A 15,506-nucleotide genomic window follows, 5' to 3' on the forward strand; every position below is an offset into this window, starting at 1 on the left:
CCTCGAGAAGGAGTCACGGAGCTTCCGTCCCGCTTTCGAGTGTGACGGACGTTCAGGCGGCGTCCTCGACCGCGGCGACGAGTTCGTCGACGTCGAACGGATCGTCGAGGCGTTCGCCGTCGACCACGACCGCCGGCGTTCCGCGAACGCCGGCCTCGTCGCCGCGTTCCCAGTCGGCAGCCAGCGTCGGGTAGTAGGTCTCGGCCTCGAGCGCGCTCGTCACGGCCTCGGGGTCGGCGTCGACGGAGGCCGCGAGGTTGGCGAGGGCGTCGTCGCCCCGGTCGTCGGCGTCCATCACCGCGGCCTTGTACCGGAAGAACGCGCCGTTCGGGTCGTCGGCGTCGCCGGTCTCGTCCTGAACCGCCCGCGCGGCGTTGGCCATCTCGAGGGACTCGTCGGCAGCCCCGACGACGAAGTCGTAGTGGCGGAGTGTGATCTCGTCGCTCGCGAGCAGGTCGGCCTCGAGTTCCGGGACTACGTCGCCCTCGAACTCGCGACAGCCGGGACAGCCCAGATCCTCGTAGACGTCGACGGCGACGTCACCGTCGCCGCGACTCGGCACCGGTAGCTGGCGATCGGCCTCGACGGCCTCGAGCGGGTCGGGCATCGACGGCTCGAGCAAGCTGCTACAGCCCGCGAGTGCGACCGAGAGCGACGCCCCCGCGGTCGCCGAGAGAAACGTACGGCGGCGCATACCCTACCTGTGGCTCGAGCGAGTGTAGATGCGTCGATCGGCGAACCCGATCAGAAGACGAGCGCGTCGACGACGACTGCGACGAGGACGGCCCCGAGGAAGGCGTTCGAGGCGTGGAACGACCGGAACGCCGCACGCTCGGTCTGTTCGAAGTGCAAGGCGACGGCGGCCCAGAGGAACAGGCCCCCGAAGATCGCGACGGTTGCGGCGTAGAGTACGCCGAGTTCGGTGAGCCAGGCCAGCGCCACGGCCGAGACGAGCGTCGCCGCGATGTAGTAGACGATGTGTTTGCGCGTCTCGGTCTCGCCGCGGACGACGGGCATCATCGGGAAGCCGCCGCGGGCGTAGTCGTCCTTGTACGCCAGCGCGAGGTTGTAGAAGTGCGCCGGGGTCCACAGGAAGATCACGCCCGCGAGCGCGAGCGCAGGCAGGCCGATCTCGTTCGTGACTGCCGCCCAGCCGATCAATGCGGGTAACGCCCCGGCGAAGCCGCCGATGACCGTGTTCTGGACCGTGTTCGGCTTGAGCACCAGCGTGTAGACGACGCTGTAAAAGAGGATCGCGGCCAGACCGAGCGCCGCCGCGAGCGCGTTGATCGTCAGGAAGACGGCGATCGAAGCGATCGTCAGCAGGCCGCCGAACGCCAGCGCGTTCCGAACGGGCACGAGGTCGTTTGCCAGCGGGCGGTCGGCCGTCCGGGACATCCGCTGGTCCACGTCGCGCTCGAGGACGTGGTTGAACGTCCCCGACGCGCCGATCGCGAGGACGCCGCCACCGAGCGTCGCGACGATCGTGTGGAGATCGAGGTTCGAGCCCGCGGCCAGTGCCATCCCCGCGGCGGCCACGAGACAGAGCAACCACATCAGGCGTGGTTTCATCATCTCGAAATACGCGACTGCGGTGAGCCTGGCGCGAGCGAGGCGGCTCGAGGGGAGGGTTCGTTCGGCCGCGGCGGGGGGTTCCTCGATCGGCTCCGGCGCGTCGATACCGTCGTCGTCCTCGCCGGTCGCGAGTTCGAGGTCCCAGGCCAGCGCGAGGACGACGGTCCCGAAGATGGCGACGCCGAGGGTCAGATGCAGGCCGGGCGTGATGGCGGACGGTCCCAGCACCGCCGTGGCCGCCCCGACGCCCACCTGGACGAGGTAGAGGACGCTCCCGGCGAAGATCGACCAGCGGACGCGCCGCGAGACGTCACCCAGAAGGGCACAGACGGCGGTCGTCGCGAGCAACAGGCCGACGAAGACGGCGGCGATGCGGTGGAGCCAGGCGATCAGTAGCTGTGTGTCGCTCAGCGGGTCGGCCGGCGTATGGCAGGTCGGCCAGGTCGAACACGCGGACGCGGCGTCGGTCAACGACGTCGTCGCGCCGGCGATCAACAGCAGATAGACGCCCAGTCCCGTCGCTGCGAGCAGTCCAGCGAACCGCCGTCGCGTCTCTATCGGGCGGGGAAAGGACTCGGATGCCACGGCTACTCTCGTCTGGATGGTTCGCCTCCGGCTATTTAGCAGTCCCGCTTTGACCGCCCCCCTTTCGTCGGGCCGTCGGGCGTCTCACAGGACCGTCGGTCGGTCACATCCCCATGTCTTCGGCCGCGGAGGGGACGGGTAACTCGTGAGCTCGGACGCCGAGCAGTTCGGCGGCGTGATCCAGCGCCATGTCGAACCCGTAGTAGCGCTCGAGTTCGTCGCCGTCGGCGGTCGGCCGAACTTTCAGCATCGCGTATCCCTCCCGATTCTGCGCGATAGCGGCGGTTCTTCCGGTCTCTGACTCGCCCGTCGTCTCGAACGTCAGCAGCCGTTCGGTCTCCGTCTCGGTATACGTCGCCCGCACGCCCGCATCCTCCGCAGTCCGTTCGTCGGCCCCCTCGCCGGGGTCGGATTCCGCGTCGGCAGGATCGTCGGGGCCGGATTCGGCGTCGGTCATGGGAGACAGTCGCGGATCCAGCACCGGGAAGCTATCGGTTCAGCCCGGTCGGAGATCGATACCGCTTTTTCGTCGCCCCCGGGAGGAAGGGCCGTGCGCCGAACGGAGCCGACCCGGTCCCGACGGATCGTCGCGACCGTTCGATTCACGCGAACGGTCACTCTCCAGTGGCTGGTCGCCTCCGTCGTCGCCTTCTTCGGCTTCGCGTACTGCTTCGGGGCCGTCGCCTCGACGATCCACGGTCGATCGCTCGAGCCGATCACGATCCCGGCGCTGTCCACGGCGGAGTTGGCAGGCTGGTCGATCGTCGCCCTCGTGGTCGTTGCGCTGATCGTCGCCGTCCACGAACTGCTCCACGGCGTCGCGATGGCCGCCTTCGGGGGATCGCCGGAGTACGGCCTCGACGTGTCCCGGTTTCTCTTTCCCTACGCCTATGCCGCCTCCGAAGGGACGCGGTACAGCCGCGGACAGTTGCTGGTGGCGCTACTTACACCCGTCGTCGCCATTACCGTGGTCGGCCTCGCGGCGTCGGTCGTCGTCTCCTCGCCGCTTCTCCCGCTCGTGCTCGCCGTCAACGCCGCGGGGTCGACCGGGGATCTCTGGATGGCCGCCGTCGTGAGCCGGTATCCGGCCGACGTCCGGATCGGGCCGCTGGCAGACGAAGGCACGGACGGCTTCGCCATCTACGCGACCGACGACCGCGACCACTCCCGGGCGGGAGCGGACGCCGTCGTCGCGTTCTGTAGGGGTTTCCTCGGGACGCTCACGGTGCTCGTCGTAGGTGGGCTCGCCGTCGTCTTGCTCTCGCTTGCCGTCGGCTCCGGCACCGTCGTTCTCGGCAATCCGGACGGCGGCTGGTTCCTCCTCCGACACGAACGCCTGTCGACTGGCGGCGCGGCGCTCGAGGTCGGTGCGTCGTTGATCGCTCGCCTGTCGATTCTCGGCGGCGGTATCTGGCTGCTGGCTTCCCGACTGGTTCGGGCCATCGACTGATGGACCGCCGCGGCGAGTCGCGTCGCTGCCGAACGCTCGAGCGGAATCGAAACCCTCGAACGCTCGCACTCGATGAACCGACCATGGGCAAGTGGCTCCAGAGCGGCCGCCGTCGGGACGTCTGTTACCTGCTCGCGGCCGCGGAGGACGGCGAACTGCGCGGGCAACAGCTCAAATCGCGCCTCGAGTCCCACTACGACGATCGGCTCGAGCCGAAGGCGTTCTACGGCTCGCTGTCGGCGCTCGTCGACGCCGGCTTCGTCGAGAAGCGGACCGACGGGATCCACGACGTGTACGCGTTGACCGACGCCGGGCGACGCCGAGTCCGGGAACACTACCAGTGGGTCCGGGAGTGTCTGGAGGAATAACACCGACGAGCGCGCGTAGGAAGCCCCAGCGGGTTCGATCGCGTTGTGCGTACGATCCGCTCGTCGCACCGCCGTGAACCGACGGCGACACGAACCGACGGATCCACCACTACTGGCTCGATAGCTGTCGATCCCGACACTAATCACCGGCAGAACATAGCCACTGGTGACATTCTTCCAGTATTTTTCCCGATTTAGTTATCTATTTCTGCAAAATACCGAATCTAGCGGACGAATGCAAACACTTATCCGTGTCTCTTCCCACTGTTCAGTTGCAATGGCAAACGGTAAGGTTGATTTCTTCAACGACACAGGCGGTTACGGTTTCATCGACACTGAGGACGCGGACGAGGACGTTTTCTTCCACATGGAAGACGTCGGCGGTGAGGACCTGACGGAAGGCACCGAAATCGAGTTCGACATCGAGCAGGCCCCCAAAGGTCCGCGCGCGTCGAACGTCGTTCGACTTTAACTACGGATATCTACCGTCGCCTCACGGCGACCGAATCTCCGCACGATTTCTTGCGACGCTACCTCGAGAGCGCCAGCGCTGCGTTCGAGTACTCGCTCCCCGTCTGGTGAGCGGTCGCGTTGACGACACAGGTGGCTTCGGCTCCACGCTCGGCGGCGAACACAGCCCCTGCAGCGTGGACTGTGATCGCCTGACCGGTATCCCTCGACTTCGAGGACCGCTCCACCGGCCGCGTCGCGGTCAGTCGTCGTACTCGTAGAAGCCCTGGCCGGTCTTTTTCCCCAGGTCGCCGGCCTCGACCTTGCGCTTGAGGAGGTAGGCTGGCTGATAGCGGTCGCCGAGTTCCTCCGCGAGCGTCTCCGAGGCGTGCAGACAGACGTCGAGGCCGATGTGGTCTGCGAGCGTCAGCGGCCCCATCGGGACGTTCGTCCCCAGTTCCATCCCGCGGTCGATGTCCTCCTTCGATGCCACGCCCTCGTCGTAGGCGCGAATCCCCTCGTTGATCCAGGGCATCAGGATCCGGTTCGTGACGAACCCGGGCTTGTCGTCGGACTCCCAGGTCGTCTTCTCGAGGCTCTCGGCGACCTCGTGGGCCAGATCGGTCACCTCGGGGCTCGTCTTCTCGCCGACGACGACTTCGACGCCCTCCATCACCGGCACCGGGTTCATGAAGTGCAAGCCGACGACGCGCTCCGGGTGCTCGAGATCGGACGCGATCGAGGTGATCGAAAGCGTACTCGTGTTCGTCGCGAGGACCACGTCCTCGACACAGACGGCCTCGAGATCGGCGAACACCTCCTGCTTGACCTCGAGGTTCTCGAGGACCGCCTCGACGACAAGGTCGGCGTCCCCGAGGGCATCGAGATCGGTCGTGCCCTCGATGCGCTCCCGGATCGTCCCGGGATCGGTCGGTAGTGCGTCCCGATTCGCGAGGCGCTCTAAGCTGTCGTCGATGCGATCGAAGCCGTTCTCGACGAACTCCCGTTCGACGTCGCGCATGACCACGTCGTAGCCGTTGGTGGCCGCCACCTGTGCGATGCCGCTGCCCATCGTTCCCGCGCCGACGACGCCGATACGATCGATCGAATCGCGAACCATGGCGACCCATTCGCGAGAGGACGGCGTAAACGTGCGGGTCGTTTCACCGGTCGCTCCAGGCACGATAGTCACGTTAATTACATATTCCACGGAGGATAACTTTCAAGACTGGACAGTGAGAGCTACCGGTAACTGGTGAACCGCGTGCGCAAGAACGACATCGTGACCGAATCCGAGGACGCACGACCGCTCGAGTCCGACGAGGAGGCCGCGCTCGAGGCCGCAGACGTCGATCCGGACGCCGTCCGCGAGAAGGAATATTCCTACCGGGCGCTGCTCGAGGCGGGGGTCGACGAGTCGGTCGCCGACGCCCTTCGCCGGCGGTTCTCGTTGCCGTGGTCGTACGAGACCGACGGCGACCTGGACCGGCGCTCGAACGAGGTTCGAGGTCTCGCCGATAGCGAACGGGAGTGGATCGCCGTCAGCGGGGACGAAGACTGGCAGTCGTTCGAGTACGAGACCGAAGACGTCGACGTGATCCCCCGCGAGAAACCCGACGAGCGTCCGTACCCGAAACCGACGCCCGTGACGGCCGTGACCGGCGTCGGCCCCGACGACGCGGAGAAGCTGGCCGAAGCCGGGATCGTCTCGGCCGAGCGGCTGGCGACGATAAACGCGTTCGAGGTCGCCAACGCGCTCGACCTGGACGTGCTCCACGTGCGAACGTGGCGACACAACGCACGCGAACTGCTCGCCTAATCTGCCGTAATCGGCCGCCACTTACTACAGAAGTACGTAATTTAGATAATTAGGACCATCAGAGATATATACCGCACTGGTGGACCATCTACCAGATGATCCCGATCGACGACTCACCGATCGTCCGCGACGGCAAGTCACTGATTCTGGCGATGGACCACGGACTCGAGCACGGGCCGGTCGACTTCGAGGAGGTGCCCGAGAAGCTGGATCCGTCGACGGTGTTCGAGACGGCGACCCACGACGCCGTCACCGCGATGGCCGTCCAGAAGGGGATCGCCGAAGGGTACTACCCCAGCTACGAGGACGACGTCAACCTGCTGGCGAAGGTCAACGGGACCTCCAATCTGTGGATGGGCGAGTACGACTCGGCGGTCAACTGGTCGGTCGACTACGCGGCCGAGATCGGCGCGGACGCCGTCGGGTTCACACTCTACGGCGGGTCGAACCACGAAGTCGAGATGGCCGAGGAGTTCCGCGACGTCCAGGAAGCGGCCCGCGAGCACGACCTGCCGGTCGTCATGTGGTCGTACCCGCGCGGGCAGGGCCTCAAGAACGACACCAAGCCGGAGGTCATCTCCTACGCGACCCGCATCGGCCTCGAACTCGGTGCCGACATCGCGAAGGTCAAGTATCCCGGCAGCCCCGAGGCGATGGAACACGCCTGCACGGCCGCCGGCGACATGAAGGTCGTCATGAGCGGCGGTTCGAAGACGTCGGACTACGAGTTCCTCTCGACCGTCGAGGCTGCCATCAACGCCGGCGCGAAGGGACTGGCCGTCGGTCGGAACGTCTGGCAGCGCGAGAACCCCACGCGGATCCTCGACGCGCTCGAGCAGGTCATCTTCGAGGAGGAGACGGCTGACGCGGCACTCGAGGCGACCGAATAGGAATGTCCGGAACCGATCCGGTCGAGGACGTCGTCGGAACCATCGCCCGCTCGGCGATCGAGATCCGCCAGGGGCTGGTCGGCCGTCGCGGAGAGGCCGACGAGGAGAACCCCACCGGCGACAGGCAGGCCGAGGCCGACGTCTGGGCCGACGAGTTACTCGCCGAGCGGCTGACCGCCATCGACGGCGTCGCCGAGTACGCGAGCGAGGAGCGCTCCGAAATCGTCGACGGCGGTGACGAGCGGCTCCACGTCGCCGTCGATCCGCTCGATGGCTCGTCGAACCTCAAGTCGAACAACACGATGGGGACCGTGTTCGGGATCTACGACGAACCCTTGCCCGCGCCGGGCACCTCCCTGGTCGCCTCCGGCTGGATCCTCTACGGCCCCATCACGACCATGGCCTACGCCCGCGACGGCACGGTCACGAAGTACGAACTCACCGGCGGCGAACGCGCGGTCGTCGAAGAGGACGTTACCCTCCCGGAGGATCCGTTCGTCTACGGTTTCGGCGGCCGCGTCCCCGAGTGGACCGACGACTTCACCGCGTTCGCTCGCGAGATCGAATCCGACCCGAGCAACAAACTCCGTTACGGTGGGGCGATGATCGGCGACGTCAACCAGGTGTTGACCTACGGCGGCATCTTCGCCTACCCGGCGCTCGAGGGCAGCCCCCGCGGGAAACTCCGCCTGCAGTTCGAGGGGAACCCGATCGCGTACCTCGTCGAGACCGCCGGCGGTCGCTCCTCGGACGGCGACCAGTCCATCCTCGAGGTCGAACCCGAGGACCTCCACGACAGGGTCCCCGTCCACGTCGGGAACGCCGCGTGGATCGACCGCCTCGAGGACGCCCTGGCGTAGTCCCTGACGGTCCGTTCTTCTCGTCGAGTGCCGGCGACTGCGACGTATTTCCCTGTCAACTGCGGGTCTCGTTTCGCCGCCGGCCGCTCCACGGAGCCGTGATAGCGACGTAGAGGGCGACGCCTGCCAGGAGTATCACGTAGAAGCCCCACCGCGGCCAGGCCCGCTCGAGAAAGAGCAGGACGACGAAGAGCACCCAGGCCGCGAGGATCACGGCATCGAGGAGAATCCGACTGCCCAGTCGAACCGTCCGCCGGATCGGGCCGTCGGTGGGTCTCGATGCGTCGTCGGATCGTACCGAGTCGTCGGTGGACGACGTGGCGTCCTCGGTCGATCGATCGTCGGAAGGGACGTCGGTCATCGGACTAGAAGTGTACGCCGCGTTCTTCGGTCAGTTTGTACGCCGAGACGCCCCAGACGTAGCTCTGCCCGGGCCACCAGGTGCGGGCGTTGTTGAAGCCGGCGACGAGGACCTCGCCCTCGGGGAGGTCCGGGTGATCGTAGTAACTCACCGACCCGCTGTCGCCGTCGGTGAGGTCCATCTCGCCGCCCCACCGAATCTGGCCGCGCCGACAGAACTCGTCCGTGAAACACGTCACCGCGTCGAACCCCTGAACCCGGCCGGTCGTGTGACCGGTCAACGCGCCCACTTTCTCGAGTTCCTCGCCCCGCGCGACGAGATCGGCCAGTCCGAACCGGGTTAGCTGCCCGCGGACGCGGACGGGACGGGGGGCTGCGATCTCGCTCGTCGGTTCGAACCGACCGTCCGGTTCGATCAGGGCGACGTCCTCGGTCGGGTACGCGACCGACACCGTGCCGAGGTCGATCGTCTCTGCATCGTCCACCGGGAGCATCAACCCTTCGTCGAGCGGCTCTTCGACGCCCTCGTAGGCGTGTTCCGCCGTCGCGAAGAACCGCCGCGCCGAGTCCGGATCGTAGATGGCGGGACTGAGCGTCGCCATACTCGAAGCGGTCTCGCAGACGACGCCGCTCGGTGCCCGCCCGTCGGTGACGTCGAACGCCGACGCGAAACGCGGATTGGCGGGTTCGGGACTCTCCGAGAAGTCCTCGATCTCGAGGATCGTCTCTGCGTCGATCGAGATGCCCTCCGCGAGGTCCCGGAACAGGTCACGCAGGGAATCCCCTTCGTTCGAGATGCCTACTGAGACGGTCGCGGTCTCGCTGTCGTACGAGCCTGGAACGACCGCACTGCCGAGGTATCCGGTGAACGCGACACTGGCGAGGAGTTCGTTGAGTTCGATCGCTTTGGTGACGGCCGCGTACCACTTCGCGGGTACGTACTTGATTCGTTCTTCTAACGAGAACGGATCGTCCGGATCCGAGCGGACGAGTGCGGTAACGACGGGTACCTCGCCGTCGTCGGCGGCGAGAAAGTCCTCGGCACCGAGGAAACTCGCCATCCCGAGTGCGTACCCGCCGCTGGCGACCGTCCGCAGGAACTCTCGCCGATCCGTTCCCGATTCGATCCGATCGGAAAGCCCTGCGAGTCGTGCGACGAGTCCGTCCGTTCGTTCATCTGACATGCCGTCGTCCCGGTACTGGCTGTTGATGGGCCCGTGCGGGCATAGCTAATGTTCACGTACACGGGGCCCATCGAGAGCTACCGGTAACTACTGCAAAACCGTCGAAAGCCGTTCTGCCTGCAGGTGCCGCCAGCCATCCCCGTTCCCTCTGGCAACTGGCTCGCCACTACGGGAGCCGAAACGACCGATTACTGCCGACGCGAGGGTCGGCGACGTGGTCGACGCTCGAGCCGAAGCGGACAGCTATCGCCCAGAACATAATACCTGCACGACTGAACGGAAGCGTTCGTCACACACCACCGTTTGGATACGGATGTCTCCGTGCTGGTGACCACGGAGGCAGCGACCCACTCTCGATCGGTTCGCGCCCGCTCCACCCCCCGACCTCCCTTCCCCTTCCCTCCTCGCCGACCCCTCGTGGCGAGTCATGGTCGATCCGCGGTGCGAACCGGTTTCTCCCCCTTTCGTCGATCGCTCTTCGAGTCGAACCGCCGGAACGCAGATCGGCTTGATTCGCTGATTGCCACCCGCGGCATGGATTTTTTAGGAACACTCACGCACCGTTAGATATGCGAGTTCGTATCGCAGCAGGGGCGACCGACGAGGAAGCGAGCGCGATCGCCGCTGCGCTGTCCGAACACCTCGGCGACTCCGTCGAGGTGTTCGTCGGCGACGACACGGAGCCGACGGTCGTCCACGAGCGTGAGGAGCACGCGACGTCGGGCCAGCGAGCTACGGCTCCCCAATCCGCGGACGGATCCGCCGGGCCGGAGCGTCCAACGGACGACCTCGAGCCGACCGATCGCGAGCGCAGACTCCGCGAGGAGATCGAAGACATCCACGAGGGTGGCCCCGAGAAGTACAGAGCACAGCTACCGGAGGAGAACAAGCTGTTCGTCCGCGACCGGCTGGACCTGTGGTTCGGCGGCGACGACGACGCTTTCCTCTTCGAGGACGGGACGTTCGCGGCGTTCGACGACTGGCATCCCGATGGCGTCGGCGAGCCGACCGACGACCGACTGCCCGCGGACGGGCTCATCACGGGCGGGGCGACCTTCGAGGGCCGGGACGTCCACTTCATGGCGAACGATTACACCGTCAAGCGCGGCAGTATGGCCGAGAAGGGCGTCGAGAAGTTCCTGCGGATGCAACAGCGCGCCCTGAAGACCGGCCAGCCGGTGCTGTACCTGATGGACTCCTCGGGCGGGCGGATCGACCAGCAGACCGGCTTCTTCGCCAACCGCGAGGGCATCGGGAAGTACTACTACAACCACTCGATGCTCTCGGGGCGCGTTCCCCAGATCTGCGTCCTCTACGGCCCCTGCATCGCCGGCGCGGCCTACACGCCCGTCTTCGCCGACTTCACGATCATGGTCGAGGAGATGTCCGCGATGGCCATCGCCTCCCCGCGGATGGTGCAGATGGTCACCGGCGAGGAGATCAGCCTCGAGGAACTGGGCGGACCGCAGGTCCACGCCCGCGAATCCGGCTCCGCCGATCTCGTCGCGGAAGACGAGGAGCACGCCCGCGAACTGGCCGCGCAGTTGCTCTCGTACCTGCCGAACAACGCCGACGAATCGCCGCCCCGAACGGACGGGACGGCACCGGCGAACTCGCCCGCGGGTCTCGACGCCGTCGTCCCCCAGGAACCGAACCGGGGGTACGACATGCACGACGTGATCGACCGGCTCGTCGACGCGGGTTCAGTCCTCGAGTTACGCCCGGATTACGGGTCGGAGATCCTGACGGCGTTCGCCCGCGTCGACGGCCGACCGATCGGTATCGTCGCGAACCAGCCCGCGAACCGCGCCGGCGCGATCTTTCCCGACGCCGCGGAGAAGGCCGCCCAGTTCATCTGGACCTGCGACGCGTTCAACGTGCCCTTACTCTACCTCTGTGACACCCCCGGTTTCATGGCCGGTTCGGGGGTCGAGAAGGAGGGCATCTTAGAGCAGGGCAAACGGATGATCTACGCGACCTCCTCCGCGACGGTGCCCAAGCAGACCGTCGTCGTACGAAAGGCCTACGGCGCGGGCATCTACGCGATGGGCGGGCCCGCCTACGATCCCGAGAGCGTCCTCGCGCTTCCCTCGGGAGAGATCGCCATCATGGGCCCCGAGGCGGCGATCAACGCCGTCTACGCCCGGAAACTGGCCGAGATCGACGACCCCGAGGAACGCGAGCGGAAAGAACGGGAACTCCGCGAGGAGTACCGCGAGGACATCGACGTCCACCGAATGGCCAGCGAGGTCGTCATCGACGAGATCGTTCCCCCGAGTTCCCTGCGCGAGCAACTCGAGCGTCGCTTCGCGTTCTACGAGGGGCTCGAAAAGGACCTGCCGAGCAAGAAACACGGAACGGTTCTCTGACCGCCTGCAGAGGCACTGTTGACCTTCTACTGAATCGGTCGTCCTCCCCACTGGTACTGGTGGCGGTCCGTCGAGGGACGGTACGGCCGCAGTTGCGAACGATTACTGACGCGTACGCCGGCACCTCGATCGCCTACGGCTGCCATAACAATGCCCCCGACGCTGGAAGCGCCGCGCACGGCGTCCGCTCCCTTCGGCGACGGCCGGTTCGACTCCGGTCGGGAGCGTATGAGTTCCGACGGCGCGTACTCACACCGCGCCCTGCCCGTCGACGTGACGGCGCTCGCCCTCGAGCGTCTCCTCTGGGGGCTGGTCGCGCTGTCGCTGATCGGCGACGTCGCGACGACGTTCCTGGGGTTGCACCTCGGCCTCGCGGAGGCGAACCCGGTCGCCCGCAGCGCGATCGACGGCTACGGCCTCGTCGGGATGCTCGCGCTGAAGGCCGTCGCGGTCGGGATCGGGGTCGCCTGTCGACCCCTCCTGCCCGCCATCTACCGGCCCATCATCCCCGCGGGATTGGCCGTCCCCTGGGCGATCGCCGTCGGAATCAACCTCTATACGATCTCGACGATCGTCTGACCGTCTCGAGGACAGCGTCTCGTACGGGTCACCACGTCTCTCGACGGTCGGAGCATCCCGATCCCGACACAACAGTCGCCGAGCCGGGACCGGCGTGAACGCCGAGCGAGTTCCGACTCCCGACGTCAGTCTTCGAATCGAACCGTGACCTCGTGGGCGGCGTCGCCCCACTCCGACTGCGAGATGCTGTAGCGATAGCAGTCGGCCGGTTCGTCGTTTATCACGACGTAGTTCCGGAGTCGCCCTTCCCGGCTACCGCCGTAGGTCTCGACGTACTTCTCGATCGCCCGGTTCGACCGGTCGTTGTCGACGTGAGCAGCCACGGCCACCAGCTCGAGGTCCAGGCGGTCGAACGCGAGTTCGAGGAACGCCGCGGCGCGCTCGCCGGAGTATCCCCGGCCCCAGAAGGGCTTGCGGAGCCAGATACCCATGCCGAGCGTCCGCTTCTCCCACTCGACGCCGAACCCGGCGGTACCCGCGATCTCGCCGCCACGGTCTTCACCCTCCCGTGGCCGGATCACGTACGACGCGCCGTCGCTCGACTCGTACTGCTCGGTGACCTCCTCGACGAACTCGAGCGTCTCCTTCGGCGTCTCGTGGGGGTCCCACGGCATGTACTCGGTGACCTCGTCGATGTACGGATCCGATGAACAGATCTCGTACAACTCGAGCGTGTCGACAGTCTCCGGACCCACCGCCTCGAGTCGCAGTCGGTCGGTGACGATCGTTTCGGGGAACACGTCGCCCATACGACTCGTGTCGACCGGTTGAGTAAAATCCCTACCGGTGGTGTGTGGGACGGTAGCGCGGTCGTGCTCGGCCGGTCGCCGACGGCGGGCCGTGGGCGATCAGTCCGACGCGTACTCGCGTTTCAGCGAGAGGACCGTCCGGTCGAACTCGCAGACGAGGTCGTCGTGCTGGTTGAACACCTCGACGTGCATGGTCACGATTCCGCGTTCGCCGTCGCTGGTCTCGCGTTTGTCCGTCACCGTCGACTGGACGCGGATCGTATCGCCGTGAAAGACCGGATTCGGATGCTCGACCTCGTCGTACGAGAGGTTCGCGACGATCGTGCCGTCGGTCGTCTCGGGGATCGTGATCCCGACCGCGAGGCTCATCGTGTAGAGGCCGTTGACCAGCCGTTCGCCGAACTCCGTCTCGGCGGCGAACTCCCGATCGAGGTGCAACGGCTGCTGGTTCATCGTCATGTCGCAGAAGCGCTGGTTGTCGCTCTCCGTGATCGTCCGCCGTCGCTCGTGTTCGATCGTCTCGCCGACCTCGAACTCCTCGTAGTAGAGCCCGGTCATACCTTCAGGATCGATCAGCCGGAACAAAAGGGTGGCGGGCAATCGCTCGAGTCGGGCTGCCGGGCTGGATAGCCCACCGAACACAAGGCCCGCTCCGAAAGACGGGTTACTCGACAGACGCGGTCTCCTCGCCAGCCTTGTGCTGCACCCAGATCGTCTTGCGGTTGACGAACTCGAGGATGCCGTCGCGGGCGAGTTCGCGGCCGTAGCCCGAGTCCTTGACGCCGCCGAAGGGCAGGCGCGGGTCGGACTTGACGAGTTCGTTCACGAAGGCCATCCCGGACTCGAACCGCCGGGCGACGCGCTCGCCGCGCTCGAGGTCCTCGGTCCAGACGCTCGCGCCGAGGCCGAACCGGGTGTCGTTGGCCTTCTCGATCGCGGCCTCCTCGTCGGGGACGCGGAAGACGGTCGCCACGGGACCGAACAGTTCCTCGCAGTCCGCCGGGGCGTTTTCGGGGACGTCCGAGAGCACCGTCGGCGGGTAGAACGCGCCGTCGCGGTCGAGCGGTTCGCCACCGAGGCGGACCTCGCCACCCATCTCGACGGTCTCCTCGACCTGGTCGTGCAGTTCCCGCATGAGGTCTTCGCGCGCCTGCGGCCCGACGTCGGTCTCCTCCTCGAGTGGGTCGCCGATAACCTGGTCGGACATGGCGTCGACGAACCGGTCGACGAACTCGTCGTAGACGTCCTCGACGACGATAAAGCGCTTCGCCGCGATGCAGGACTGGCCGGAGTTGAGCAGTCGCCCCTGGACCGCCGTCTCGACGGCCCGGTCCATCGGCGCATCCTCGAGGACGACGAACGGATCGCTGCCGCCCAGTTCGAGCACGCTCTTCGTGAGTTCGCTGCCCGCGGTCTCCGCGACGGCCCGTCCCGCACCCTCGCTGCCGGTGAGGGTGACCCCCTTGACCCGATCGTCCTCGATGACCGCGTCGACCTCGTCGGAGCCGATCAGCAACGAGGTGAAGACGCCCTCGGGGTAGCCGGCCTCCCGGAAGACCTCTTCGATCGCTCGCGCACACCCGGGGACGTTGGAGGCGTGTTTCAGCAGGCCGACGTTGCCCGCCGTGAGATTGGGCGCGGCGAAGCGAAATACCTGCCAGAACGGGAAGTTCCAGGGCATGATCGCCAGGATCGGCCCGAGGGGCTGGGAGACCACTTTCGTCTCGGCGTCGGGTTCGCCCGCGAGGTGCTCGTCCTCGAGGAACTCGGCGGCGTGTTCGGCGTAGTAGTCACACACCCACGCACACTTCTCGACCTCCGAACGGGACTGGTCGATCGGCTTGCCCATCTCCCGGGTCATCAGTTCGGCGTACTCGTCGGCGTTCTCCCGCAGCACGTCACCCGCCGCCGCGATGCGTTGCTGGCGTCGCTCGATCGGTACCTCGCGCCACGCCTCGAAGGCGTCGGTCGCGCGCTCGAGGTGGGCTTCCCGTCGGTCGGAATCCGACTCGTACGTGTCGACGACCGCTCCGGTAGCCGGGTTGGTACTTTCGATGGCCATACAGGAAATCACGACGAGCACACGCTTGAAACACGGGCCCGGGTACACAGCAAGCGGGTGTGCAACTATTGCCCCAACCGGAACGTAGTAGCAAGGGCTTTACTTCGGGGGGACACAATCGAAGCCATGGACCCGCGAAGCGACGCCGCCGTCCGAACACCGTCGTCTGGCCTGCGGAGTCGTTTCGACGGGCAGCAGCTCCGATT

Annotated in this window: 17 protein-coding genes; 8 read left to right on the forward strand and 9 right to left on the reverse strand. The window is 66.4% G+C overall.

The annotated features are described in order from the left end of the window. Positions 1-52: 52 nt before the first annotated feature. The 3 genes from TX79_RS03100 to TX79_RS03110 form a co-directional block, all read right to left on the reverse strand. Complete coding sequence (locus tag TX79_RS03100) at positions 53-694, reverse strand: DsbA family protein (protein ID WP_049925696.1); 642 nt, start codon at positions 692-694, stop codon at positions 53-55. A gap of 50 nt (positions 695-744) precedes the next feature. After that, positions 745-2,160, reverse strand: coding sequence for a heme o synthase (locus TX79_RS03105; protein WP_049925697.1), 1,416 nt, complete (start codon positions 2,158-2,160; stop codon positions 745-747). Between the two features lie 103 nt (positions 2,161-2,263). Next, a complete protein-coding gene (locus TX79_RS03110; protein WP_081655475.1) occupies positions 2,264-2,617 on the reverse strand; it encodes a DUF7111 family protein in 354 nt (117 codons plus the stop codon). A gap of 93 nt (positions 2,618-2,710) precedes the next feature. Here TX79_RS03110 and TX79_RS03115 point away from each other — a divergent pair, with 93 nt between their 5' ends. The 3 genes from TX79_RS03115 to TX79_RS03125 all read left to right on the forward strand — a co-directional run bounded on the left by TX79_RS03115 (position 2,711) and on the right by TX79_RS03125 (position 4,450). Beyond that, positions 2,711-3,610: a DUF3267 domain-containing protein gene (locus TX79_RS03115; RefSeq protein WP_049925698.1), complete on the forward strand. Its 900-nt coding sequence runs from the start codon at positions 2,711-2,713 to the stop codon at positions 3,608-3,610. 83 nt (positions 3,611-3,693) lie between these two features. Then, entirely contained in the window at positions 3,694-3,978 is a 285-nt protein-coding gene (locus TX79_RS03120; protein WP_049928253.1) for a PadR family transcriptional regulator, read from the forward strand. Positions 3,979-4,255: 277 nt separating this feature from the next. Then, positions 4,256-4,450, forward strand: a complete 195-nt coding sequence (locus TX79_RS03125) for a cold-shock protein (protein WP_049925699.1) — start codon at positions 4,256-4,258, stop codon at positions 4,448-4,450. A 240-nt stretch (positions 4,451-4,690) separates the two neighbouring features. Here the strand turns inward: TX79_RS03125 and TX79_RS03130 are convergent, their stop codons facing one another. Next, positions 4,691-5,548 (reverse strand): 3-hydroxyacyl-CoA dehydrogenase family protein, encoded by an 858-nt coding sequence (locus TX79_RS03130; protein ID WP_049925700.1) that lies wholly within the window; start codon positions 5,546-5,548, stop codon positions 4,691-4,693. 144 nt (positions 5,549-5,692) lie between these two features. Here TX79_RS03130 and TX79_RS03135 point away from each other — a divergent pair, with 144 nt between their 5' ends. From TX79_RS03135 to TX79_RS03145, 3 genes are all read left to right on the forward strand, one after another. Then, positions 5,693-6,247, forward strand: coding sequence for a DUF7409 domain-containing protein (locus tag TX79_RS03135; protein WP_394324996.1), 555 nt, complete (start codon positions 5,693-5,695; stop codon positions 6,245-6,247). A gap of 95 nt (positions 6,248-6,342) precedes the next feature. Then, complete coding sequence (locus TX79_RS03140; protein WP_049925702.1) at positions 6,343-7,137, forward strand: class I fructose-bisphosphate aldolase; 795 nt, start codon at positions 6,343-6,345, stop codon at positions 7,135-7,137. Positions 7,138-7,139: 2 nt separating this feature from the next. Next, positions 7,140-7,997 carry a class 1 fructose-bisphosphatase gene (locus TX79_RS03145; protein WP_049925703.1) on the forward strand — a complete coding sequence of 286 codons (858 nt, stop codon included), beginning with the start codon at positions 7,140-7,142 and terminating at the stop codon, positions 7,995-7,997. A gap of 55 nt (positions 7,998-8,052) precedes the next feature. Here TX79_RS03145 and TX79_RS03150 read toward each other — a convergent pair whose 3' ends face one another. Both TX79_RS03150 and TX79_RS03155 read right to left on the reverse strand, forming a co-directional pair. After that, positions 8,053-8,358 carry a hypothetical protein gene (locus tag TX79_RS03150; RefSeq protein ID WP_230198533.1) on the reverse strand — a complete coding sequence of 102 codons (306 nt, stop codon included), beginning with the start codon at positions 8,356-8,358 and terminating at the stop codon, positions 8,053-8,055. 4 nt (positions 8,359-8,362) lie between these two features. Beyond that, the gene (locus TX79_RS03155) at positions 8,363-9,541 is read right to left on the reverse strand and encodes a hypothetical protein (RefSeq protein WP_049925704.1); all 1,179 of its coding nucleotides are present in this window, start codon (positions 9,539-9,541) and stop codon (positions 8,363-8,365) included. Positions 9,542-10,110: 569 nt separating this feature from the next. On the opposite strand from TX79_RS03155, the gene TX79_RS03160 reads away from it, so the two are divergent. Beyond that, positions 10,111-11,910: an acyl-CoA carboxylase subunit beta gene (locus TX79_RS03160; RefSeq protein ID WP_049925705.1), complete on the forward strand. Its 1,800-nt coding sequence runs from the start codon at positions 10,111-10,113 to the stop codon at positions 11,908-11,910. Between the two features lie 228 nt (positions 11,911-12,138). After that, the gene (locus TX79_RS03165) at positions 12,139-12,489 is read left to right on the forward strand and encodes a DUF5658 family protein (RefSeq protein WP_049928255.1); all 351 of its coding nucleotides are present in this window, start codon (positions 12,139-12,141) and stop codon (positions 12,487-12,489) included. Between the two features lie 125 nt (positions 12,490-12,614). Here the strand turns inward: TX79_RS03165 and TX79_RS03170 are convergent, their stop codons facing one another. From TX79_RS03170 to TX79_RS03180, 3 genes are all read right to left on the reverse strand, one after another. Then, complete coding sequence (locus TX79_RS03170) at positions 12,615-13,229, reverse strand: GNAT family N-acetyltransferase (protein ID WP_081655587.1); 615 nt, start codon at positions 13,227-13,229, stop codon at positions 12,615-12,617. A 108-nt stretch (positions 13,230-13,337) separates the two neighbouring features. Next, positions 13,338-13,796: a MaoC family dehydratase gene (locus TX79_RS03175; RefSeq protein ID WP_049925707.1), complete on the reverse strand. Its 459-nt coding sequence runs from the start codon at positions 13,794-13,796 to the stop codon at positions 13,338-13,340. A gap of 106 nt (positions 13,797-13,902) precedes the next feature. Continuing rightward, entirely contained in the window at positions 13,903-15,300 is a 1,398-nt protein-coding gene (locus TX79_RS03180) for an NAD-dependent succinate-semialdehyde dehydrogenase (protein ID WP_049925708.1), read from the reverse strand. Positions 15,301-15,506 lie beyond the last annotated feature (206 nt).

Source organism: Halopiger goleimassiliensis, assembly GCF_000455345.1.
Lineage (GTDB): Archaea > Halobacteriota > Halobacteria > Halobacteriales > Natrialbaceae > Halopiger_A > Halopiger_A goleimassiliensis.

What these genes read in the sequence shown, in the direction of transcription:
- TX79_RS03100 (WP_049925696.1), bottom strand. Translation starts at nt 694, where the DNA reads ATGCGCCGCCGTACGTTTCTCTCGGCGACCGCGGGGGCGTCGCTCTCG.
- TX79_RS03110 (WP_081655475.1), bottom strand. Translation starts at nt 2,617, where the DNA reads ATGACCGACGCCGAATCCGGCCCCGACGATCCTGCCGACGCGGAATCC.
- TX79_RS03120 (WP_049928253.1), top strand. Translation starts at nt 3,694, where the DNA reads ATGGGCAAGTGGCTCCAGAGCGGCCGCCGTCGGGACGTCTGTTACCTG.
- TX79_RS03125 (WP_049925699.1), top strand. Translation starts at nt 4,256, where the DNA reads ATGGCAAACGGTAAGGTTGATTTCTTCAACGACACAGGCGGTTACGGT.
- TX79_RS03130 (WP_049925700.1), bottom strand. Translation starts at nt 5,548, where the DNA reads ATGGTTCGCGATTCGATCGATCGTATCGGCGTCGTCGGCGCGGGAACG.
- TX79_RS03140 (WP_049925702.1), top strand. Translation starts at nt 6,343, where the DNA reads ATGATCCCGATCGACGACTCACCGATCGTCCGCGACGGCAAGTCACTG.
- TX79_RS03145 (WP_049925703.1), top strand. Translation starts at nt 7,140, where the DNA reads ATGTCCGGAACCGATCCGGTCGAGGACGTCGTCGGAACCATCGCCCGC.
- TX79_RS03150 (WP_230198533.1), bottom strand. Translation starts at nt 8,358, where the DNA reads ATGACCGACGTCCCTTCCGACGATCGATCGACCGAGGACGCCACGTCG.
- TX79_RS03155 (WP_049925704.1), bottom strand. Translation starts at nt 9,541, where the DNA reads ATGTCAGATGAACGAACGGACGGACTCGTCGCACGACTCGCAGGGCTT.
- TX79_RS03160 (WP_049925705.1), top strand. Translation starts at nt 10,111, where the DNA reads ATGCGAGTTCGTATCGCAGCAGGGGCGACCGACGAGGAAGCGAGCGCG.
- TX79_RS03165 (WP_049928255.1), top strand. Translation starts at nt 12,139, where the DNA reads ATGAGTTCCGACGGCGCGTACTCACACCGCGCCCTGCCCGTCGACGTG.
- TX79_RS03175 (WP_049925707.1), bottom strand. Translation starts at nt 13,796, where the DNA reads ATGACCGGGCTCTACTACGAGGAGTTCGAGGTCGGCGAGACGATCGAA.
- TX79_RS03180 (WP_049925708.1), bottom strand. Translation starts at nt 15,300, where the DNA reads ATGGCCATCGAAAGTACCAACCCGGCTACCGGAGCGGTCGTCGACACG.